Genomic DNA, 20,981 nt, shown 5'->3' with positions numbered 1-20,981 from the left:
TTGTAACTTATTTTAAGGGGATGAGATCACTTTGTTTAATAGAAAATGGCTATACGCAGCAGGCTTGGTCCTGCTTCTAGCAGGAAGTTATGCAGCGGTAAACCAATACCCGCCAACCCGTATGCAATCTGAAGAAGCCGTTAATCAGGAGGGATTTCTATTATCCACTTCTCAAGCCGACTATAAGGTATATAAAGATCTTAAAGAATTGGAGTCTTTTTCAAAAGTAATTGTAGAAGCCCAAGTTGTATCCACGGCTAAAGTAGAAGAATTCACTCAGAATGGCCATAAGATTGATGCGGCAGGTAAAGTCGATGTGAAAGTAAACCAGTCCTTTAAAGGAGATCTTAATCCCGGGGACATCATTACCGTGTATGAACCGGGCTATATGGAGGACGGGATGTATGTAAATACGGAAGGGTATAAAAACATGACCGCAAGCGGGAAATATATGCTCTTCTTAGCTAAATCACCCGAGGGGGTCTACGCCATTAGAGGTCTGTACCAGGGGAAATTCGATTTAACGATCAGCCAGCCTGCTAAGGAAAGCGATTATAAAACGACAAAGTATACGCTGCAGGAGTTCGATAAGCTTGATTATGTAGGAAGAGAAGTCGGCCAATTTAATACCCTGAAGAAAGAAGTGCTCTCTAAATACGGGTCCAAATAAAAAATGCCCTGCCGGTCTCTCCGGCAGGGCATTTGGTATAGGATCGTACAGTTAAAAAACGCGACTCCTCGTTAATCGAGAAACCGCGTTAGTGTCAAGTTCATAAGTTTATAAAAATGCTGGTGAAGGGAATTGAACCCCCGGCCTACGCATTACGAGTGCGTTGCTCTACCCCTGAGCTACACCAGCATATTCAGCTACAAATAATGCCGGCCAAAACCGACCTGTATTAGAATACAATGCGTCTGCGTATTTTGTCAAGCGCCGATCCGACCTGTTTCGCCTCCCGTTTACAGGATCGGACAAGCCTTCTCTAGGCTATGGATATTATTGGGGGAGTCTCATTCTGCAAGAGACGGTATTCATGGCTGACGCATGTATGATACACTAAATAGAAACATATGTTCTTATTTGTAAATCAGCTGTCAACGGGAGGTTCCTGAATCGATGAATCCTGTCCAATATGAAGAAGTGAAAGCCAAACAAGTACTTAATCCGGTCAAAGCGCCCTCTATGCCGTTTGAGCACTCAATCAATCCTTACCGCGGATGTCAGCACGGCTGCAGCTTTTGTTATGCCCGCGCTATGCATTCGTTTCTCGGGATGAACGGAGACGATACGTTCCAGCGGCAAATTCTAATGAAGACCAACGCCCCCGAGGCGCTGCGGGAACAACTGCGCAAAGCGGAACGCTCTCGCAAAGGGTTGGCCGGCTTAGGCCGCATCGCAATCGGTACGGCAACCGATCCTTACCAGCAGGCCGAGGGCCGGGCGAAGCTGACGCGCGGATGCCTGGAGGTGCTGGCGGATTATCCGGTCCCCGTGTCCATCACGACCCGCTCCCCGCTGATTCTGCGGGATCTGGACCTACTCCGGCGGATGCGGATTACTTCTGTGAATATCAGCCTGAATACGCTGGATACAGCCGTCTGGCGGAATTTTGAGCCGGGGGCGCCCTCCCCTGCCAAACGGCTGGAGACCGTCCGCGAGCTTGCAGATGCCGGTATTCCCGCCGGCATCTTCGCGGCTCCCCTGCTTCCCTATATAACGGATGGGCAGCAAGAGCTTGAAGCCCTCTTCGCAGCCGCTGCCGAGAGCGGCGCGAGGTTTGTGATGACCTCATACCTCCGGCTCAGTGCCTCCGAGGTGAAGGTATGGTTCTTCGAGTCTATCCGGCGGCACTATCCTCATCTCACGGGCAAATATGCCAAGCTCTACGAGCAGTCGGCCTACGCGCCCAGGGAATACCGCGAACCCGTCCAGCACTATATCGACGGGCTCAGGCAGCGGTATGGGCTTGGCGCTGCGGAAGAGGACGAAGATCGGGCGGACAGCCAAGACGCTTACCGCCCCGCTTCAGTCCGTGAGGCCGGCCGCCCGGCCCCGCTGGAGGTCCCATGGCTGCCGCTGGAGCAAGAGCCGGGTCATGCCGGAGCAGCCCGTGAAGCGGGTGAACCGCCGACGCAGCTCTATTTTGCATTCTGAATGTGCCAGTCTGGATGAATCCGATCTATCATGCGCCCGGAGTGGTCCTCCTTCGGATTTATATGATATATTTCGTTTAGATTCCAGCAACGTTAGAACGTTAGAAGGAAGGGATTTTCCATGCACCAGGAAATATTCGATATCTATGACGAAGAAACCAACCATATCGGCACAGCTCCCCGGGCAGAGGTACATGCCAAGGGATACTGGCACCAGACATTTCACTGCTGGCTCGTTCGTCCCGAGGGCGACCGGCGGATGGTCTTGTTCCAGCAGCGCCAGTCTACCAAAGACACATTCCCGGATTTGTATGATATAACGGCTGCCGGCCACATGACCGCCGGTGAAACGATCCGGGAAGCGGCGCGCGAGCTCGAAGAGGAGCTTGGGCTTGCCGTAAGCTTTGATGTTCTGTCACTCTTGTTCACGACCCGTTATGAAGCGCGGGGTATCGTGTCAGGCAAGCCTTTTATCGACCGGGAAATCTGTCATGTCTTCGGTTATTCAAGCGATCTTCCGCTAACGGCGTACAAGCTTCAACAGGAAGAAGTCGCCGGACTCTACGAAGCGGATTTACAGCAGCTGACAGCGCTTTTCGAGGGCAAGGTGGACTCGATCGAAATCCGCGGGGTGTCAGCCGCAGGTACAGCGGCTGCCGGACTCCCCGTCCACACTGCCCGCATCCTGCGCAAGGAGCACTTCGTTCCCCATCCGGACGATTACTATATGCGTGTCCTGGACATGCTCCGCAAGCTTTGATGCAGCCGGGCCGGGATGCCGGCGAATTACGCACCCTTCTGGGCGGGCGGAATACATTGCTATATAAGTGAGTTCCAACAATGTGTTCCAGGAGGTTTGTCATGTATCCCATTTATCCTTATGTAGGCAAAGAAACCGTCTGTGAAGAGAAGCCGATCTCCTTTCCCCCGCAGCACCAGGCCCGCCAGCCGGGAATAGAATCCCTCATGTCACCCAGGCCCATCTCTGAGAATCCTTATTACAAGGGCAGCGGCAAACTGCGGGATAAGGTCGCCCTGATTACAGGCGGTGACAGCGGCATCGGACGCGCGGCTGCGATTTCCTTCGCCAAAGAAGGCGCTGATCTGGCTATCGTGTTCCTCTATGAGTGGAGCGACGCCGAGGAAACCAAGGCCAGAATCGAACAGCTGGGACGCCGCTGTCTGCTCATCCAGGCGGATTTGCGCTGTAAAGAGGCCAGCAGTGAAGCGGTTGAGCGGACGCTGGCGGCTTACGGCAAATTGAATATACTCGTTAACAATCACGCGGTCCAGTTCCCGCAGCTGGGTATTCTGGCCATCTCGGAGGAGCAGCTGCTCGACACGTACAGGACTAACGTATTCCCTTTCTTCTTCATGACCCAGGCTGCGCTTCCTCATCTGCCGTGCGGGTCCGCTATTATAAACACCGCCTCTATTACCGCTTATCAGGGTAAGAAGGATCTCATCGACTATTCGTCGACCAAAGGCGCCATTGTCTCTTTCACCCGTTCACTCGCGCTCTCTCTGGTCGAGCAGGGCATTCGGGTAAATGCAGTCGCGCCGGGTCCGATCTGGACACCGCTTATCCCCTCCAGCTTTTCGGCCGAGACGGTGAGCACATTCGGGACGGATGTGCCTATGAAGCGCGCAGGGCAGCCTTTTGAACTGGCACCCGCTTATGTGTATCTGGCCAGCGATGATTCCAGCTATGTGACCGGTCAGACTATCCACGTCAACGGCGGAGGAATGATCACTACTTAGCTTGAAGGCTGGCAGTCCACTTGGGAAAAAGAGTGCAGGACAGCTCCCGCGCTCTTTTTTGATCGTATCATGCAGCTCCATAAATGCCATTTATCCTTCATTGCTTTATCCGATTAAACCCTCTATAATACAACCCTGTACTCAACACAGGTATACAAAAGGTGCAATAAAGGAGTCCTTCTAAATGTCTAACGAACCGCGCAAACTCGGTTTGCTTCCGCTCATTTCTCTAGTCGTCGGTTCAATGATAGGGGGCGGAATCTTCAGCATGCCCGCCGATATGGCGCAGGATGCGGGAAGCGGCGCGGCCCTGATCGGATGGATGCTAACTGGTCTCGGAGTCATTATGCTCGCCCTTACTTTTCAAAGTCTAGCTAATCGGCTGCCTCATCTGGATAATGGAATCGTCCGTTATGCCGAGACGGGGTTCGGCCGTTTTGTCGGTTTTATAAGCGCCTGGGGATACTGGCTTGCTAATATGCTTACGATCGTGGCAAGCTCTGTGCTGCTTTTCGGGGCGCTCGATTATTTTGTCCCGATCTTTGACGGAGGCAACAATCTCCTTGCCATTTTCCTGGCTTCCGTTGTCATTTGGCTGCTTCATGCCCTGCAGTTAGCCGGTATGAAAGAAGCGACTTCCGTCCATATCGCGGTTACCATGGCGAAGCTGATCCCTGTGCTTGTCTTCATCGCGATTACGGCTGTATTCTTCCACTCTCCGACATTCCTGGCGGATCTGTGGACGACTGCGGTATCTGCCGCACACGAACCGGTCAGACTGGCTGATGTGGGAAGCCAGATTAAGCAGGCCATGTTCGTAACCGTCTGGGCCTTCCTGGGCGTCGAAGGCGCAGTCGTCCTGTCAGGACGCGCCAAGCGCAAGTCCGATGTCGGCAAAGCGACCGTTATCGGGCTGATCGGCACACTCGTCCTGTACATGCTGCTCTCTTTGCTTTCCTACGGAGTGATGAGCAGAGAAGAGCTGGCGGGACTGCAGACCCCGTCTGCCGCTTATGTGCTCGAAGCGGCGGCAGGGCCTTGGGGGGCTCTGCTGATCAACGCAGGTCTGATCGTCTCCCTGCTGGGGCTACTGCTCGGCATGTCACTCATGTCGGCGGAGACGTTATTCGTAGCCTCCAAGCGGCACATTATGCCGCGCTGGCTGTCCCGCGAGAACAGCAAGGGAGCCCCCTCTGCCGCTTTGTGGATGACGACAGGTACGGTGCAGCTGTTCCTGCTGCTCGTGGTCCTGGCATCCTCAACTTACCGAGCGCTCTACCTGGTGGCGACTACCGCTGCCCTGCTGCCGTATCTTCTCTCCGCCCTCTTTCTAATTAAGATGGCCTTGAGCGGCAAAGCTTACGGACAGACAGCGGATAAGCTGCCGGATGCAGCCTCCGGCGCATGGTCATCCGTGCGCAAGCGTGAACTGGTATTCGGCTGTACGGCTTTTCTCTACTCCCTGTTCCTGCTCTATGCGTCCGGTATAAACAATCTGCTCTACGTTTGTATGCTGTACGCGCTTGGCCTGCTCTTCTATTCGTTCTCCGGTACCCATAGAGGCGGCCCGATCTCCATGTACAGGCCGGCGGAAGCCTTCGTAGCTTCTGCGATCGTCGTTCTTGCCCTCTACTCCGCCTACCTGTTTATTACAGGAAATGCATGAGCCGGCAAGATAAAGCGAACGAGCTGCAAAGACGCGTAAAGAGGCTGCTCCTAAGTCATAGATGACTTGGGAGCAGCCTCTTTATGGCGTAAGCAGGCATGCACAATGTAACCGCCCGGCAAGCCGGGGTCACCGGCAGGCCTATTCAGTCCGGAATGCCGAGAACAGGTCCTTCATCTCTATCGCCATCTGGCTGAGAAACGGAAGAGCTGCAACCTCGATCATTGAATGAAGAAGTATTCAGAGGCAGCCGATTCGTTTGCCGGGCGCTCCAGCCGCTATCCCCTCATTACGCGTGTGTGTTACTAGTAATATTGAGCAGCGCGACGCCCAGAATAATGAAGACAATCCCCGCCACTCCCGCAGCGCTTAGTTTTTCCTTCCAGAGAAGGAACCCGATAATCGCTGTTAGAGCAGTTCCGACTCCGGACCAAATAGCGTAGCTCACACCCAGCGGAATCGTTTTAAGCGCAAGCGACAAACAGTAAAAGGCAAACCCGTATCCCAGGATCACCCCGGCGCTGGGCAGCAGTTTTGTAAATCCTTGCGAATATTTCAGCATGGTGGTGCCAATAATTTCTCCGATAATCGCAATGGCCAAATACAGATACCCCATTCATCCAATCCCCCTGCTTCCGATTATTCTCCTCATTATACTGCACAAGCTGAATCACGCGCACGCTTAAAAAAGCTAAGGCACCGGCCGTTGGCCGATGCCTTATGTATCTCATAGGGGCAAGCTTGTCCCGATCTTTCCACTGACAAGGCTGCTGTCTTCTCTCTATCACGTGTTCCGCCCGATTCCCCCTGAAGCTGAAATTATCTCCGGATAGGGACCGTATACTGTGCTTCGGTAATCCATTTCTTTTCCTTAAAATCGCGGCCTTTAATAGAAACCGAGTCTTCATACACCTCTACGTAGAGACCTTCGCTTTCTTCCTCTCCGAGCTGTTTCTCCCCGCCGTTGCCATCAGAAGACCACGGCCGCTCAACTGAAGAGGAATTCACCATTGTGAATCCGTCCGTCACCAGCGTATTCGGCTGATTCAGTTCCCAATGTGAATGGCCCGTAAAGAAAATAACCTCGGGATACTCAGACAGTATACTTTTCAGTTCCTTATGCTGTACAACGGCTCTTTGGTTAGACTTGACGGAGGAGCCCGCTACTGTGTCCGGCAAAGGCTGGTGAAGGAAGACAAAAATCGGCTTGGCCGATTCACCGTGCCTTGCCAGCCGATCTTTCAGCCAGTCCAGCTGTTCATCCGATAAGTAGGCGTCTTCCTCAATACTGGGATCCGATTGCCGGTATTTCTCCGAGCCCAGGAAGAGAAATGGATAGCCGCCAACCATTTCCTCGCGGTATACTTTCTGTTCTCCGGCAAATTTGAGGAAGCTTTGAATGGAATCGGAATCCGATACTTTATTAGGAAAAGAATCCGGACTCCAGTCGCCATCCTTATTCAGCCATGACGAGTAAAACTCATGATTCCCGATATTGGCGAATGTCCGGGGCGGCAGCGGTACCTGCTTCCATATTTCGCTCAAAAGTTTATAATCCCTGGCTGTTCCATTCGTCAAATCCCCGTTGATAACGAGCGCATCCGCGTCCGGGTCAATGCGGTACAGATCTTCCACAGCCGCTTTAAATTTACTTTGAGATTCCGGGTGGTCAACCGATACGTGAATATCGCTGATAACCGGAAAAGACAGTTTCGGTTCTTCTATCATTTCCTGTTTCGCACTTGCGGGAACGGTGGTCAAGAGAAGCAGACTGGCTGACATCAGCAGGGATAAACTTGCTTTTTTCTTCATACACATTCCCTCCTTTTATGGCGGAAGAAAGCGTCGTATCATTCAAGGCCTTTAAAAGTGATGAAAGGTTTATACAAACGACGGACATCCGCCGCACAAAGGCCTTAGATGCACCTTGAATGCAAACGACCTTTTCTCCCTCTAAAATGGAAAATTCCTTAGAAGTACAAGTACCCGCTCTGCACAAAGGAGAAACGTATCGGAAATAATTGAAGCCGTTTCAATGAATCGCCGCCTGGTCGGCACCTCTCATACGGCAGTGACAGGTACGATCAGAATTTCCGCCGTTTCGGGCAGCCGTATGTCCGCTCCCTTTATTTTCTCATGTCGATCTGTTCCTATGCGGTGATACGAAGCCGGTTAAATGGGCGCTTGATTTTTACCAGCTGCTCTTTTCCACCGTATACCAGCATTTTCAAAATGTTTCATTGGATACGACCATTTCCACTCGGGGAGAAAAAGCTATAAATCCTTTCATATCAAGGGTTTATGGCATGCGAAGCCCTGCTTCCGGGTTGTAAGGATTATCTTCGGAGAATCCCCGGCAAGTTGCTTTAACACAAAATATATGGTAAAATGAGTTATTCGTATAAGATTAGAAATCAGTTCACATATTACAAAGGATATCACGCAGGAATGGGTACACTTTGTAATGTGTGAACTTTTTTCCTAAACCGATACGAATGAATCTTTAAATTTCTAGGAGGTTTTCCAAGAATGGAAACAGGAACAGTAAAATGGTTTAACGCAGAGAAGGGTTTTGGCTTCATCGAAGTTGAAGGCGGCAAAGACGTATTCGTACACTTCAGCGCAATTACTGGTGAGGGCTTCAAATCACTCGACGAAGGACAACGCGTACAATTCGACATCGTTCAAGGCAACCGCGGACCGCAAGCTGAGAACGTTGTTAAACTATAAGCAACTACACAATCTATAGAAGGAACTGCCTGTCCTGGGATTAGGCAGTTCTTTTTCATGGCAGTCAAGTTCACGTACGGTCTTGCGTATTATAGAAGTAGGCCGACGAAATGAAGGAGGGTCACTATGCATTATTCCAAAAAGAACATGGAACCTGTTCCAGAAGAAGAAATTGCCGTTTGGGCCTGCAGCCAAGAAAGCTGTGTGTGCTGGATGCGGGAAAACTTCTCGTTTAATGAAGTACCCCTCTGTCCGATCTGTAAATCCGAGATGGTGAAGCAGGTCAAAATGCTTCCTATTCTTACGAATCATAATCACAACGGGTCGGCGTAAAGCCGGGCCGTCTTTCTTTAATGCCGCAAAAACGGAGGCCAACCGGCCTCCGTTTTTTTTGATGCTGCTGTCCGTTATTCCGGCCTGACCTGTCTGTCCCGCCTGACCTGTCTGTCCTGTCCGTCCTGTCTGACTGGAATAAACGGTTAGGCTAATTGTGATACCCTGTTAACAGCCGGAATCCGATCTCTTGCAGCAGGCGGCTGAAGAATAATCACAATCGGCGCTCCCCGCCGCGCCCCTGCGGGATTACACCCGCCCTAGCTCCCGCCTCGCGCTGGCGTCTTAGTGAACGTCAGCGGCAGGCTGCTGACGCCGTGCACGATGAACCCGCGGGCCGGCGTCAGCGGCTCCTGGTTCGCGCGGGCAAGATCCGGCAGGCGTTCCAGGATCGCCTCAAGCGCAACCTTCGCCTCCAGGCGGGCAAGCGGCGCGCCGAGGCAGAAGTGAAGCCCGTGCCCGAACGCGATATGCGGATTCGGGCTGCGCGTGATGTCGAAGGTGCCGGCATCTTCGAACTTCTGCTCATCGTGATTGGCGGCCCCCATCCACGCCACGACCCGGCTGCCGGCAGGGATCTTCTGGCCGCCGATCTCGACATCGCGCGCCGCCGTACGGAACATCGCCTGCAGAGGGGAGCGGTAGCGGAGCACCTCCTCAATCGCAGACGGCAGAAGCTCCGGCTGCTCTCTCAGTTTCTGCAGCTGGTCCGGATGGTCCAGCAGCGACCGTACCGCGTTGCCGATCAGATTGGTCGTCGTCTCGTTCCCGGCCACAAGCAGCAGGGCGCAGAACGACAGGATGTCCTTCTCCGAGAGCTGCTGCTGCGAGTCTTCTGCAGCAATCAGGGCGCTGATCAGGTCATCCTGCGGGTTCAGCCGGCGCTCTGCGATGATGCTGCGGAAGTAATCATCCATAGCCGAGCGCGCATCCGCCGCTTCGCTGCTCTGCTCTCCGGCGAAGTTGTCGGCCGAGGCCACCACTTCGTCCGACCAGTGCTTGAACTGCTCACGGTCCTCGCTCGGAATACCCAGCATCTCTGCAATAACTATGACCGGAAGCGGGTAGGAGAAATCCCCGATGAGATCCATTTCACCGCTGGCGCTGACTTTGTCCAGCAGCTCATGGGTCAGTTCGACGATCCGGGGCTCCAGCGCGGCTATGGCCTTAGGCGTAAACGCCTTGCTGACAAGCGAGCGGAGCTGGGTATGCCGCGGCGGGTCCAGCGTAATCAGACTGAAGCCGCCTGCACTGCTGTCCGGACTGTCTACATGATCCCCCCCGGCACCCGGAGCGGGTCCGTCCTTAGGCTTCAGCCGGTGTTCGGAGGAGAAATTCGCGTGATCGAACAGCACACTTTTGACGTGATCGTATTGAAACACAGACCATGTCTGCAAAGGTTCCATATACATAACAGGCTGGTTGCTCCGTAAATAAGCATAAGTCGGGTAAGGATTTCTCAGAAAATCGATGGAAAACAATTCATTCATTCCAGATCGCCTCCGTTTTTCTTCTTAAAAGTAACCTTCCGCACAGACCGGCATCCACGTCGTGATAGCATACGTCAATTAAATCTCCCGTTTGTTCCTAAAGCCAGCCGGAGCTGGGAAGCCATTTCATTCAGCGCTTCCTGAGTGCGCGGCACAAGCTGATGCATATTCATAAATCCGTGCACGAGATCCTCATAGTTCTTATAGACGACCTCTACTCCGGCGTTCATCAGTTTCTCCGCATAAGCTTGTCCGCTGTCGCGCAGCGGATCATACTGGGCAGTCACAACCATAGCAGGCGGCAGACCCGTCAAATCCTCTGTTTGAAAATGAATCGGATACGCATACGGGTTCCGGCTTTCTTCTTCCTTGTTCAAATACTGCTTCGAGAACCATTCCATCATGCCGGCAGTCAGAATATAACCCTCCCCGTTCTCACGCAGAGAAGCGGGATCTTCCTCTTCGAAACCTGCGGCCGGATAGCAGAGCAGCTGATAAAGAAGGGCTGGCTTGCCCGCTTCCCTGGCCTTGATAGCGGCCACTGTCGCGAGGTTGCCTCCCGCACTGTCGCCCCCTACAGCCATGCGCGCTGAGTCGATACCGAATACATCGGGATGCTCCGCAATCCACAGCAGGGATTCGTAAGCGTCCTCTACCGCTGCCGGAAATTTATGCTCGGGGGCGAGCCTGTAGTCAACCGAAATGACAACCGCGCGGACAGAGTTGGCCAAGTTGCGGCAGATCGAGTCGTGTGAATCGATACTGCCCAACACGAAACCTCCTCCGTGATAGTAAACCAGCGCCGGATAGGGCGCTTCTCCTTCCGGTGTATATACCCGGACGGGCAGATCACGGCCTTCAAGAGGAATCACCCGGTCCGCGACCTGCTTGACTTCCTCTCTCCCCTCTTCAGACACATAGACCGGATTCTTACTCCGGCGGAGTTCATCCGCAGACAACTGTTCATAATCGGGCTGCGGGGCCGCATTCATTTGCTTCAGCATAAATCCGATTCGCGGCTCTACTGGCATGGTCCACCTGCTCTCCTCTAAATAGTTCCATTATCGAATAGTTTAATGACCTAACTTTATCCTGTTTTAATCGTAAAAGAGCCGGAAGCCAAAGTCAAATTTTCTGATATTATCCATTAAAATGCAAACTGACAAACCGCCTCACTCCAAGCCGGTCTAAAGAAGATAAACCCTAATTAACTTTGCTAGAATTTGTTGAAAAAACTCGGTTATTGACGATATGGGTCGCATGAAGCCAGCTAAATCAACTATACTAAAATAACACGACATGGCAGGTTATAAGCCACCGTGCCTGTTCAATAAGGCCCCCACAAAGGTAAACAAGGAGATCTAAACCTCATGAAAGCCAAATTAACGGGCTGGTTCCGCAAACAGCGCATTAAAAATAAAATAATGACTATCTTTATTCCGCTTGTCGTCATCCCGCTATTTTTACTTGGTCTTATTTCTTACTATGTGTATACGCAGAGCATTATAGAAAAAACCAAAAAGAATGTACTGGACGAATCCAAGCTGATTGTCACCCGGATCGATATGATTCTGACGAATGCGGAGAGCTCCGCAAATATGATTATGATGGAGCTGAATAAAAGCGGCGTCCGCACGCCCAAACAGCCCAATCCCGACCAGCCGGAAAGCCAGGGTCCTCAGGAGGCCGATGAGCTCGTGTACCGGCAGCAGCTTGAGGACAAGCTGAAGTTCGCTCTGATGACTTTCCCGGATATAGAATCGGCTGCCTTCATTGATACAGGCAATCAGATCTACAGCACCCAGAGGCAGATGGAAGCCGGACTGGATAAGGCACTGGAAAGCCGGTTGCTCCGCGAGATCGGGGCATCCAACGGCAGGCATTTATGGTTCCCGCTGCAGGTGAGGGATTACCTGGTCTCGGATAAGACCCAGCCCGTCCTTACTCTCGGCAAAAATATTCTGGACACCGAATCGATGGATAGTCTGGGCGTCCTTGTCCTCAACATTAAGGAACAGGCTCTCTCCTCGGTCTATAACACAATCGGCCCCGTGAAACAAAGCGACTATTACATCGCCGACCGGGAAGGAGTGATCGTCTCCTCCCTCGATAAGAAGAATATCCTGCAGCCGATTGAGGATAAGGATATTGCAGCTCTCGCCAAGTCCGAACAGACCGTTGCGGAGATTAGAACAGTCGGCAGCCAGGACAGACTTGTCACCGCAATGGATTTTCAAAAGCTGGACTGGAAACTGTTTAACGAAACCCCGCTCAAGGCTTTGACCGAAGATACGCGCAAAGTATCCGCCGCGATTATCATCATCGGCCTGGTCTGTGTTCTGCTGGCATTGGCAGGGGCGCTTATCTTATCCCGCGTTATTGCGGGTCCCGTCATTAAGCTAACCAAGAACATGAGCCGGATTCGGGACGGCAATTTCGAAGGGCCGATCGAAGTCAAAACCTCCGATGAGGTCGGGATGCTTGGCTCCGGCTTCAATCTCATGATCGGACGGGTGAAGGATCTGCTCGCCAAGGTAGAGGTCGAGCAGAAGAAGAAGCGGGAGCTGGAGCTGGCTCTGATGCAGGAGCAGATCAAGCCGCATTTCTTCTATAACACACTCGATTTGATCTATGTGCTCTGCAAATCCGGCGAACCGGATGAGGCCAGCAGGGCCACCAAGGCCTTGGCCGACTTCTACCGGATCGCGCTAAGCAACGGCAAAGAAATCATACCCGTGCGGGAAGAAATCCGGAATGTCTACAATTATTTGCTTATCCAGCGGACACGCTATTCCGATACGTTTGATTTCCAGATCGATGTGCCCGAAGAACTGATGGACTATTTGATTCCCAAGCTAACGTTTCAGCCGTTGGTTGAAAATTCAATCTACCACGGCCTGAAGGAGAAGGGCACCTTCGGGAAGCTTATTCTTCAGGGGCGGCTGGAAGGGCAGCTGGCTATTTTCGAGATTAAGGACGATGGAGTCGGGATTGCGCCGGAGCGTCTGGCTGCCTTACTAAACCGGCCCCAGGAAGAGAAAATTTCGTTCGGTCTGGCGAGTGTAGACGAGAGGATTCAATTATATTTCGGAGAGCAGTACGGAATCACAGTCGAAAGTGAGCCTGGCGAAGGAACGGACGTGATCGTCACGATTCCCTCACCTGTCAAAAGAGGAGGCAGCTCAGATGTATAAAGTAGTTATTGCCGATGATGAAGCCGTATTCCGCAAATACCTGCGGCATGCGATCCATTGGGATTCCTATGAATTTGAAATATGCGGGGAAGCTAAGAACGGCCTGGAAGCCCTTGAGCTCGTAGAGACCCACTCCCCCGATATTATTTTCGCCGATATCAATATGCCGTTCATGGACGGTCTGACGTTCGCAGAGCGGGTCCGGGAAAACCACCCCCATCTGGCCGTTATTCTTGTAACGGGCCACAGCGAATTCGAGTATGCCCGCAGGGCAATCCGGTTGGGGGTGGTTGATTATATCCTGAAACCTTTTACCGAAGAGGAACTGCTGGTGACCCTGCTCAAAGTAAAGGAGTCGCTTGATAAAAGGAAACACCGCGAGAACCGGGAACAGGCGGACCATCTCCTGATTCGCGAGAGCTTCCTCAACTCCCTGATTAGTGACGAATATAGCAGCGGCGAGGAGCTGCATAAGAACTTTGAGCTGTTCGGCATTCCGGCACAGCTGAATTATTTCCGGGTGGCCTCCGTTGAAATCGTGCACACGCAGGACCAGCTTCCTGATGCAAACGAACTCCGCTTTCGTAAATACATTATCGCCAATCTGCTTAGTGATCTCATCGATTTAGAAGGAAGCCACCTCGTTTTTAACGGCCCTGAGGGCAGAGTCATCTCGATCATGATGACCGAATCCGAAGAGCAGATGCCCGCGCAGATGCGTGATCCGTTCCGGAAGCTGTACCATTTTATCAAACGGCATTTCGGATTTAATGTGACGGTGGGCCTGGGCAATCCCGGAGCCGGCTGCGCCTCCATCCGCGAATCGTACATGGAATCCGTCGTGGCTCTGCAGAACCGGATGGCTCTAAGCGGGGATGAAGTGATTGATTATTCAGCCGTTGAGTCCAGAACGGCCAACATCGGCTTTTATCCAAGTGAAATTAACGAGAATCTGCTGCTTCACCTCCGGCTGCATGACTGGGACGGCATACAGGCCGATTTGAACGAAATTTACGATTATATCCGGGAGCGGAACCTGTCGGGGGACTACACGTACATGATCCTCGCCGGTCTTGTTTCCTTGTGTCTGACTCATATCTATGAGGTGGAAAAAACGGTCGACGAAGTATTCGGCAGCGGCTTCCTTCCTTATCGCGAAATCCGCAACAAGCCGTCCCTCGAATCCACATTCGAATGGCTTTCCGGCATGTACCTAGCGACGATGAATGCATCCGGCAGCGGCAAGCTGTCCAAATCAGCCAAGCTGCTCTCTCTGGCTCGCAGTTATATTGACCAGCAGTACAAGAATAACGAGCTGAAGGTGGAAGAGGTCTCCAACCATTTGTATATCAACTCCCGGTATTTGAGAAAAATTTTCAAAAACGAGCTTGGCCTTAGTGTTAACGATTACATCACAGAAGTCCGCATGCAGAAAGCCAAAGATTTGCTCAGTTCGGGAAATAATATCCGGTTGTCCGATATTTCCGAGATGGTCGGATACAGCGACCCCGGTTATTTCAGCAAGACCTTCAAGAAGCATGTAGGTCTTTCGCCCAGTGAATACGAGACCCGCAAGAGCAGACTGTCCGAATAGTACAAATGAGTGCCGTTTTGTCCATGCTGTAAAAGGCCTATTTCCTATAGAATAAGTGTTGCACCAACAGATGAACGTACACCTAAGGGGGATTAGGGATGAGAAAGACAGCAGTTAAAGGAATGAGCCTGCTGCTTGCCATGGCACTTGTGCTGATGCTTGCAGCGTGCGGAAACGGCGATGACAAGTCTTCCGGCGGCACCGGAACAGACGGCAAAACAGGCGAAGCGGTTAAACTGAAGTTCTACGCCCAATACAGTGGAGAAAACATTCCAGTCTATGACGCGGCTAAAGCCGAACTGAAGAAAGTTATGCCTGAAGTTGATGTTGATTTTGAAGTAGCGGCTCAAGACGATGAGCAGAAAATCAAAACGTATGCGGCGGCGGGCAATCTGCCCGACATTTTCTTCGCATCCAGCGGTTTGATTGACGTATTCAAGAAATCCAACAACATTCTTGCGCTTGACGACGTAATCAAAGAAAACAAAATCGAAGAGAAGCTGAACGAAACGTCCAAGACTCTTCTCTGGGACCAGGACGGCCACTCCTACGCAGTACCTAACGTCGGCCAGTGGGCATCCCTGATTTTCATCAATAAAAAGGTGTTTGAAGATAACGGCGTCAAAGTTCCTGCCAACTACGATGAGTTCCTGACAGCCGTACAAACGTTCAAATCTAAAAACATTACTCCGCTTTCTCTCTTTGCTAAAGAAAAATGGCCCGGCGTACAGCTGATGGATATGGCTATTGTCAGCGAAGAACCAGGCGGCCTGAAGAAGCTTGAAAGCGGACAAGGCACTTTCTCCGATGCCGCTTACACCAAAGCAGCGGACAAATTGTCCAAACTGACGGCAGCCGGCCTGCTGAGCAGCGGCGCGTTCAACACCAACTGGGAAGATGCGCTCGCGCAGTTCACTTCCGGTAAAGCGGCTATGACCCTGAACGGCGCTTGGGCGATGAACGATATCACCAAGGCCATGGGCGACAATGTAGACATCATCTACGCTCCTTTCGCAGACAAAGACAAAGCGGAAGCCGTGAAATGGAATGTCAGCGGCGGCGGGTTCAACCAGGGATTTGCGGTATCGGCAAACTCCAAGAACAAAGATATCGCAGCTAAATACGCAGCCTTGTTCTCCATTGAATTTGCAAAGCAAAGAATCATGCTGCTCGGCGATCCTAACCCGATTCTGAAAGACGCTCCACAGCCTAACACACCACATGGTGCTCTTCAGAAGAAATACGTAGCAGATTCCGCTAACTTCAAGACGATGACCACCTTCCCTTGGGGATTGTCCAATGCGAAGTTCAAGACTTCCGTAGAAGACAACACCCAGAAGTTCCTGGTCGACCGTAAAACAGACGCTTATATCAATGACATGAACAAAGCGCTTGAGTTAGCCCGCAAATAATTCGGTAGAAATAAAAACAGGTTATCCTGCAGAGGGATAACCTGTTTTTAAAAGGAGGAAACCATGAGCACAAAATTCAAAAACAATCTGGCGCTGCTGGTTTTCACGGTTCCCACCCTGCTGGTATTTACCGTGATTGTCTTCATTCCCATTCTTCAAACGATCCAGAAAAGCTTCTACGATTGGGACGGCTTGAGCACCCCGATCTTTAACGGTCTGGATAACTACATCCGTCTGATGGATGACCCTGATTTCTTCGTGTCCGTCAAAAACGGACTGATCTTCGCACTCGTTCTAGTTGTCTACCAGATCGGGCTTGGAACCATTCTGGCGATTGCCCTGTCCAATGCCAGACTGAAAGGCCGCAAGTTCTTCAAAACAGCCTACTTTGTGCCGGTCGTTCTGTCCGGTGTCGTCGTCTCGCAGCTCTGGATTGCCATTTATAATGCGGACGGCGGGCTTCTCAATAACATCTTCGCTTCACTCGGACTGGATTACCAGCAATCCTGGCTGGCCGGGGAGCACACGTCCATCTGGGCGATTGCCTTTACGAACGCCTGGCAGAACCTCGGGATTCAATTGATTCTGATCTACACCGCGATCAAAGCGATTCCCGAGCACTTATACGAAGCCGCCGCTATTGACGGCGCTACATCCTGGATCAAACATACGCGCATCACAATTCCTCTGCTCAGCGAAACGTACAAGTTCTGTCTCATCATCGCTATCACCGGCGGTCTGAATGCGTTCCAAAACATGTTCGTCATGACCAACGGAGGCCCGGGCAATATTTCCTACACCTTGACCTTCATGATGTACAAAGCCGCGTTCCGCGCGAACGAATACGGGTACGGGGCCGCATCGGCGACCATTCTCGTACTGGAATGCCTGCTGTTCACGATTCTGATCAACCGTTTTATCGCCAGAGAAAAAATCAGCTATTAGGAGGGAGGCCATCATGAAAACTTTTAAGAAAACTGCCGTTTATGCAGCCCTCTCCGCTTTTGTCGTGGTGAGCTTGTATCCTCTGGTCTGGCTGCTGTTCTATTCCTTTAAAAACAATGAGGAAATTTTCTCAACGAACGTATATGGATTGCCCCAAGTATGGCGCTTTGAAAACTATGTAAATGCGTTCAAAATGTTCGATCTCGTCTTATATTTTAAAAACAGTCTGATCGTCTCCATCGCTACCGTGATCTGTACCGTAGTACTGGCGCTCATGTTCTCCTATGCGACAGCCCGTATGAAATGGAGATTCGCGGGTGCGGCACGCACCTATGTGACGATCGGCATGTTCATCCCGATGCAGATCATCCTGATTCCGCTGCTTATTATCGAGCGCACGCTGCATCTGCAGAACAGCTACCTGGCGGTCGTTGTGCCTTATGTGGCGTTCCAGCTTTCTTTTGCTACGATTATCTTCTATGCGTTCTTCCGTTCGCTACCGCACGAAATCGAAGAATCGGCCGAGATCGACGGGGCCAGCATTTATACGATCTTTTTCAAAATCATGGTGCCGCTCGTAATACCTGCGATTGCATCCGTCAGTATCTTCGTCTTCCTGTTCGCCTGGAACGAATTCCTGATGGCACTCGTCATGATCAGTGAAGAAACACTCAAAACGCTGCCGCTCGGACTCTTGTACTTCCAGACCCAGTTCAGCTCCGATTGGGGCGCAATGGGCGCTGTAATGATGATTGCAACGATTCCGACACTGCTCATCTACCTGGTGTTCTCCGAACAAGTAGAGAAAGCACTGACCGTCAGCTCGGCTGTCAAAGGATAAGGCAGTCAAATAAAGCCTGTAAGATTCAGCCTATGAAGAACGGCGATACTGGATAGCTGCAAAGCGCGCTCCCAATATCGGGATTAATTATGCGAGAATATGGAAAACACGCTGCAATGGACTGGCAAACTCTCCAGGCAGCCTTACCATCACATGCACCATGGAGGAACATTCATGACCTACGCTACCGGAACTTACGCCATGAACGTCAGGGGAGGAGAAGGCTTCCGCATCTCCCTGACTCCCTTTTCCAGCGAAGGGGAAATCGAGCTTATCCGGCTCCGCATGGAATCGGACACTCCCCTGGCCCCTCGCGATATTCAGATCCGCTGGAATCATCCCGCGGTCGATATCCAGGGGTACTGGGACCCGGGCGCAAACCGCGACAAAGGGCTGCGCATCGACTTCAGCCCGGCTTTCGATTCGAAAGCCACTTCTCTTGCGCCCGTGTACAGCCTGTACAATTTGAACGGTCTGAACCGTCTGACCGTCGCCTACTCCGATGCGCTGCGCCCGCACAAAATGCGCGCAGGCATCCATGAGGAAACCGCCGAGTTCGAGTGCCTGCTGCAGCTCTTTACGGAGCCGAGCCCGCCAATGACCGAGTACGAAGCGGTCATCCGGCTCGACACCCGCGAGCTGTTCTACGCGGACAGCCTGCGGGAAGTCGGCGAGTGGTGGGCCGCGATGCCCGGCTGCGAGCCATCTCCGGTTCCGGCGGCGGCCCGGATGCCGATGTACTCGACCTGGTACAGCTTCCATCAGGAGCTGGTACCCGAACAGGTCGAAGAGCAGTGCCGCCTCGCCAAGCAGCTCGGCTGCGAAGCCGTCATTGTCGACGACGGCTGGCAGACGACGAGCAATGAGCGCGGCTACGCCTACTGCGGCGACTGGCAAGTGTCGCCGGAGCGCATCCCCGACATGAAGGGTCATGTATTCAAGGTGCACGAAGCCGGACTGAAATACATCCTGTGGTACTCCGTACCGTTCGTAGGCCCGTATTCCGGCGCTTACCGGAAGTTCGAGAACAAGTTCATCGATACGTACGGCACCGATGGCACAGCCGTGGTCGACCCGCGCTTCCCGGAAGTCCGCGAGTACCTCATCGGCACTTACGAGCAGGCTCTGCGCGACTGGGATCTCGACGGCTTCAAGCTTGATTTCGTCGACTCCTTCAACCTGTCGGAGGAGATGAAAGACTCGCTCGGCGGCGGAAGAGATTACGATTCCGTACCGGAAGCGGTCGACCGCCTGCTGACCGACATCATGGCGCGCCTGCGCAGCATCAAGCCGGATATCATCATCGAGTTCCGGCAGAAGTACATCGGCCCGCTGATGAGGAAGTACGGCAACATGTTCCGCGTTGCGGACTGCCCGAACAACTCCAGCCAGAACCGGATCGGTTCCATCGACATCCGGCTGCTGAGCGGAGATACCGCGGTTCACTCGGACATGCTGATGTGGAACCCCGAAGAACCCGTAGAGAGCGCTGCGCTGCAGCTTATCAACTCCTTGTTCTCGGTGCCGCAGATCTCCATGCTGCTGGACCGTCTACCGGAGGATCACCAGCAGATGGTCAGCTTCTGGCTCCGCTTCTGGATGACCAACCGGGATGTGCTGCTCGGCGGCAAGCTCACACCGTTATCGCCGGACATGCTCTATCCGGTCGTAACTGCGGCTGCTGAACACAAAACCATTACAGCCGTTTACGCCGAACATATTGTGAGAGTCGGCGAGCTCCCGAGAGACTCCTTCATCTTGGTAAACGGAACCCTGCAGAACCGGATTGCCGCTGATTTTGCTGCGGATACCGGAGAGCGCAAGATGACCGTTCTCGACTGCAAGGGCGATGTAGCGGCTTATCAGGTGGTATCATTCACGCAGGGTCTGCATTCATTGCCAGTGCCTCCCGGCGGCCTGATTATTCTGCTTTAATTGTGATAATTAACTGTACCCGGCTTGATTAACCAGTCCCCCTGGTTCGATATGCTCCCGCCTTCTGTTAACATTCAGAGCGCGGGAGTTTTTGTTTTTGCGCTTCGCCGCCTATGAGACAGGTACAAAGGCCCTTCTTTTCACAAAAAAATAATAATAATCTCCACATTCCCCCGTTCCAGATCTGCCTGTTCTGATGTATACTTATCTCGTAAAGTCGTATGTCGCCCAAGTTAATAGACGCCTTGCCTTATCTCGGAAGAGACCGTTTGCAACCCATTAAACCAAAACGACAGGGTGATCACAATGAACGTATTCAAAAGCTTGCTGTACAGTTGCACCTATTCCTTACTGGCCTGGCTGTTATCGGTCGGTTTGAAATTCAGTTTCTCTTTTACTGTCGTTGTCACCGTCTCAAGCTTTGTCGTTGCGCTCGTCGTATGGACATCTGTCCTTCATAAAGTCAAGCAAATTACGGTAGAAAAAGGCATCTGGGCAGGCGTATCCGTCGCTCTTCTGATCCATCCCGTATCCTGGCTTGTCGCCTATGCGCTGCCTGAATCCGGGCTCACACTCTTTGAAGTCCTGTTTGCCAGCATGTTCGGAATGGGGACCATCGGCATCCCGGCTTCTGCCATCGGCGGTTTGATAGGTTTCCTGATCGCCAAGGTTCACAAGCAGGGCTCCATTGCCCAAGGCTACGAGCTTCAAGCCCCGCAGCCTCCGATGATCAATACTTCTCAGCCTTGAATCGATAACATACTTGCATCCTATACCAAAAACTCCCCCCGGCTCTGCATGAAGTGCACCCCTTAGAATAGACATTGGAAAAACCCTTGGTTATTCCGATGAATTCTAAGGGGTGCATTTTTTCATGGCGCATAAGGGACAAACCTTTAAACACTATCCAGAATCATTGAAGGTAG

19 protein-coding genes and 1 tRNA gene are annotated in these 20,981 nt (G+C 52.2%); 14 read left to right on the top strand and 6 right to left on the bottom strand.

Features of this window, described 5'->3' with window-relative positions:
- The first annotated feature begins 31 nt into the window (after positions 1-31).
- Complete coding sequence (locus EDM21_RS17890; RefSeq protein ID WP_157337718.1) at positions 32-670, top strand: hypothetical protein; 639 nt, start codon at positions 32-34, stop codon at positions 668-670.
- Positions 671-787: 117 nt separating this feature from the next.
- Here EDM21_RS17890 and EDM21_RS17885 read toward each other — a convergent pair.
- Positions 788-859: transfer RNA gene (locus EDM21_RS17885), tRNA-Thr, on the bottom strand.
- Between the two features lie 258 nt (positions 860-1,117).
- Here EDM21_RS17885 and EDM21_RS17880 point away from each other — a divergent pair.
- From EDM21_RS17880 to EDM21_RS17865, 4 genes are all read left to right on the top strand, one after another.
- Positions 1,118-2,155, top strand: coding sequence for an SPL family radical SAM protein (locus EDM21_RS17880; RefSeq protein ID WP_157337717.1), 1,038 nt, complete (start codon positions 1,118-1,120; stop codon positions 2,153-2,155).
- Positions 2,156-2,275: 120 nt separating this feature from the next.
- Complete coding sequence (locus EDM21_RS17875; protein ID WP_157337715.1) at positions 2,276-2,914, top strand: NUDIX hydrolase; 639 nt, start codon at positions 2,276-2,278, stop codon at positions 2,912-2,914.
- A 101-nt stretch (positions 2,915-3,015) separates the two neighbouring features.
- Entirely contained in the window at positions 3,016-3,915 is a 900-nt protein-coding gene (locus EDM21_RS17870; protein ID WP_157337713.1) for an SDR family oxidoreductase, read from the top strand.
- A gap of 184 nt (positions 3,916-4,099) precedes the next feature.
- Positions 4,100-5,581 (top strand): basic amino acid/polyamine antiporter, encoded by a 1,482-nt coding sequence (locus tag EDM21_RS17865; RefSeq protein ID WP_157337711.1) that lies wholly within the window; start codon positions 4,100-4,102, stop codon positions 5,579-5,581.
- 289 nt (positions 5,582-5,870) lie between these two features.
- On the opposite strand, the gene EDM21_RS17860 is transcribed toward EDM21_RS17865, so the two are convergent.
- Positions 5,871-6,197, bottom strand: a complete 327-nt coding sequence (locus EDM21_RS17860; RefSeq protein WP_157337709.1) for a DMT family transporter — start codon at positions 6,195-6,197, stop codon at positions 5,871-5,873.
- Positions 6,198-6,400: 203 nt separating this feature from the next.
- Positions 6,401-7,393, bottom strand: coding sequence for a metallophosphoesterase family protein (locus tag EDM21_RS17855; protein WP_157337707.1), 993 nt, complete (start codon positions 7,391-7,393; stop codon positions 6,401-6,403).
- Between the two features lie 717 nt (positions 7,394-8,110).
- Here EDM21_RS17855 and EDM21_RS17850 point away from each other — a divergent pair.
- Positions 8,111-8,311, top strand: coding sequence for a cold-shock protein (locus EDM21_RS17850; protein WP_068777061.1), 201 nt, complete (start codon positions 8,111-8,113; stop codon positions 8,309-8,311).
- A gap of 126 nt (positions 8,312-8,437) precedes the next feature.
- Positions 8,438-8,644, top strand: a complete 207-nt coding sequence (locus EDM21_RS17845) for a cold-shock protein (protein ID WP_068777062.1) — start codon at positions 8,438-8,440, stop codon at positions 8,642-8,644.
- A 260-nt stretch (positions 8,645-8,904) separates the two neighbouring features.
- Here the strand turns inward: EDM21_RS17845 and EDM21_RS17840 are convergent, their stop codons facing one another.
- Both EDM21_RS17840 and EDM21_RS17835 read right to left on the bottom strand, forming a co-directional pair.
- Positions 8,905-10,134, bottom strand: coding sequence for a cytochrome P450 (locus EDM21_RS17840; protein ID WP_157337705.1), 1,230 nt, complete (start codon positions 10,132-10,134; stop codon positions 8,905-8,907).
- A gap of 74 nt (positions 10,135-10,208) precedes the next feature.
- Positions 10,209-11,165 (bottom strand): alpha/beta hydrolase, encoded by a 957-nt coding sequence (locus EDM21_RS17835; RefSeq protein ID WP_157337703.1) that lies wholly within the window; start codon positions 11,163-11,165, stop codon positions 10,209-10,211.
- 339 nt (positions 11,166-11,504) lie between these two features.
- Here EDM21_RS17835 and EDM21_RS17830 point away from each other — a divergent pair, with 339 nt between their 5' ends.
- The 5 genes from EDM21_RS17830 to EDM21_RS17810 all read left to right on the top strand — a co-directional run bounded on the left by EDM21_RS17830 (position 11,505) and on the right by EDM21_RS17810 (position 18,120).
- Positions 11,505-13,328, top strand: a complete 1,824-nt coding sequence (locus EDM21_RS17830) for a sensor histidine kinase (protein ID WP_157337701.1) — start codon at positions 11,505-11,507, stop codon at positions 13,326-13,328.
- Positions 13,321-14,922 (top strand): response regulator, encoded by a 1,602-nt coding sequence (locus EDM21_RS17825; protein ID WP_157337699.1) that lies wholly within the window; start codon positions 13,321-13,323, stop codon positions 14,920-14,922. The genes EDM21_RS17830 and EDM21_RS17825 overlap by 8 nt, the downstream gene beginning before the upstream one ends.
- 98 nt (positions 14,923-15,020) lie before the next feature.
- Positions 15,021-16,334 carry an ABC transporter substrate-binding protein gene (locus EDM21_RS17820; protein ID WP_157337697.1) on the top strand — a complete coding sequence of 438 codons (1,314 nt, stop codon included), beginning with the start codon at positions 15,021-15,023 and terminating at the stop codon, positions 16,332-16,334.
- Positions 16,335-16,397: 63 nt separating this feature from the next.
- Entirely contained in the window at positions 16,398-17,279 is an 882-nt protein-coding gene (locus EDM21_RS17815; RefSeq protein ID WP_068777067.1) for a carbohydrate ABC transporter permease, read from the top strand.
- 13 nt (positions 17,280-17,292) lie between these two features.
- Positions 17,293-18,120 carry a carbohydrate ABC transporter permease gene (locus tag EDM21_RS17810; RefSeq protein WP_068777068.1) on the top strand — a complete coding sequence of 276 codons (828 nt, stop codon included), beginning with the start codon at positions 17,293-17,295 and terminating at the stop codon, positions 18,118-18,120.
- An 87-nt stretch (positions 18,121-18,207) separates the two neighbouring features.
- Here EDM21_RS17810 and EDM21_RS17805 read toward each other — a convergent pair whose 3' ends face one another.
- On the bottom strand, positions 18,208-18,882 hold the full coding sequence (locus EDM21_RS17805; RefSeq protein WP_157337695.1) for a hypothetical protein: 675 nt from the start codon (positions 18,880-18,882) through the stop codon (positions 18,208-18,210).
- Here EDM21_RS17805 and EDM21_RS17800 point away from each other — a divergent pair.
- Together EDM21_RS17800 and EDM21_RS17795 are read left to right on the top strand one after the other, a co-directional pair.
- Positions 18,850-20,055, top strand: a complete 1,206-nt coding sequence (locus EDM21_RS17800; RefSeq protein ID WP_157337693.1) for a glycoside hydrolase family 36 protein — start codon at positions 18,850-18,852, stop codon at positions 20,053-20,055. The two genes, EDM21_RS17805 and EDM21_RS17800, sit on opposite strands and share 33 nt — an antisense overlap.
- A 306-nt stretch (positions 20,056-20,361) precedes the next feature.
- Complete coding sequence (locus EDM21_RS17795; RefSeq protein WP_157337691.1) at positions 20,362-20,805, top strand: hypothetical protein; 444 nt, start codon at positions 20,362-20,364, stop codon at positions 20,803-20,805.
- Positions 20,806-20,981: the final 176 nt, after the last annotated feature.

The organism is Paenibacillus lutrae (assembly GCF_009757775.1).
In the GTDB taxonomy this organism is placed as follows: Bacteria; Bacillota; Bacilli; order Paenibacillales; family NBRC-103111; genus Paenibacillus_F; species Paenibacillus_F lutrae.
Note: the sequence above shows the minus strand (reverse complement) of the source record. Positions and strands in the feature narration are given on the sequence as shown.

What these genes read in the sequence shown, in the direction of transcription:
- EDM21_RS17805 (WP_157337695.1), bottom strand. Translation starts at nt 18,882, where the DNA reads ATGGAAGCTGTACCAGGTCGAGTACATCGGCATCCGGGCCGCCGCCGG.
- EDM21_RS17855 (WP_157337707.1), bottom strand. Translation starts at nt 7,393, where the DNA reads ATGAAGAAAAAAGCAAGTTTATCCCTGCTGATGTCAGCCAGTCTGCTT.
- EDM21_RS17815 (WP_068777067.1), top strand. Translation starts at nt 16,398, where the DNA reads ATGAGCACAAAATTCAAAAACAATCTGGCGCTGCTGGTTTTCACGGTT.
- EDM21_RS17825 (WP_157337699.1), top strand. Translation starts at nt 13,321, where the DNA reads ATGTATAAAGTAGTTATTGCCGATGATGAAGCCGTATTCCGCAAATAC.
- EDM21_RS17835 (WP_157337703.1), bottom strand. Translation starts at nt 11,165, where the DNA reads ATGCCAGTAGAGCCGCGAATCGGATTTATGCTGAAGCAAATGAATGCG.
- EDM21_RS17800 (WP_157337693.1), top strand. Translation starts at nt 18,850, where the DNA reads ATGCCGATGTACTCGACCTGGTACAGCTTCCATCAGGAGCTGGTACCC.
- EDM21_RS17795 (WP_157337691.1), top strand. Translation starts at nt 20,362, where the DNA reads ATGAACGTATTCAAAAGCTTGCTGTACAGTTGCACCTATTCCTTACTG.
- EDM21_RS17880 (WP_157337717.1), top strand. Translation starts at nt 1,118, where the DNA reads ATGAATCCTGTCCAATATGAAGAAGTGAAAGCCAAACAAGTACTTAAT.
- EDM21_RS17830 (WP_157337701.1), top strand. Translation starts at nt 11,505, where the DNA reads ATGAAAGCCAAATTAACGGGCTGGTTCCGCAAACAGCGCATTAAAAAT.
- EDM21_RS17810 (WP_068777068.1), top strand. Translation starts at nt 17,293, where the DNA reads ATGAAAACTTTTAAGAAAACTGCCGTTTATGCAGCCCTCTCCGCTTTT.
- EDM21_RS17865 (WP_157337711.1), top strand. Translation starts at nt 4,100, where the DNA reads ATGTCTAACGAACCGCGCAAACTCGGTTTGCTTCCGCTCATTTCTCTA.
- EDM21_RS17845 (WP_068777062.1), top strand. Translation starts at nt 8,438, where the DNA reads ATGCATTATTCCAAAAAGAACATGGAACCTGTTCCAGAAGAAGAAATT.
- EDM21_RS17875 (WP_157337715.1), top strand. Translation starts at nt 2,276, where the DNA reads ATGCACCAGGAAATATTCGATATCTATGACGAAGAAACCAACCATATC.
- EDM21_RS17850 (WP_068777061.1), top strand. Translation starts at nt 8,111, where the DNA reads ATGGAAACAGGAACAGTAAAATGGTTTAACGCAGAGAAGGGTTTTGGC.
- EDM21_RS17870 (WP_157337713.1), top strand. Translation starts at nt 3,016, where the DNA reads ATGTATCCCATTTATCCTTATGTAGGCAAAGAAACCGTCTGTGAAGAG.
- EDM21_RS17860 (WP_157337709.1), bottom strand. Translation starts at nt 6,197, where the DNA reads ATGGGGTATCTGTATTTGGCCATTGCGATTATCGGAGAAATTATTGGC.
- EDM21_RS17840 (WP_157337705.1), bottom strand. Translation starts at nt 10,134, where the DNA reads ATGAATGAATTGTTTTCCATCGATTTTCTGAGAAATCCTTACCCGACT.
- EDM21_RS17820 (WP_157337697.1), top strand. Translation starts at nt 15,021, where the DNA reads ATGAGAAAGACAGCAGTTAAAGGAATGAGCCTGCTGCTTGCCATGGCA.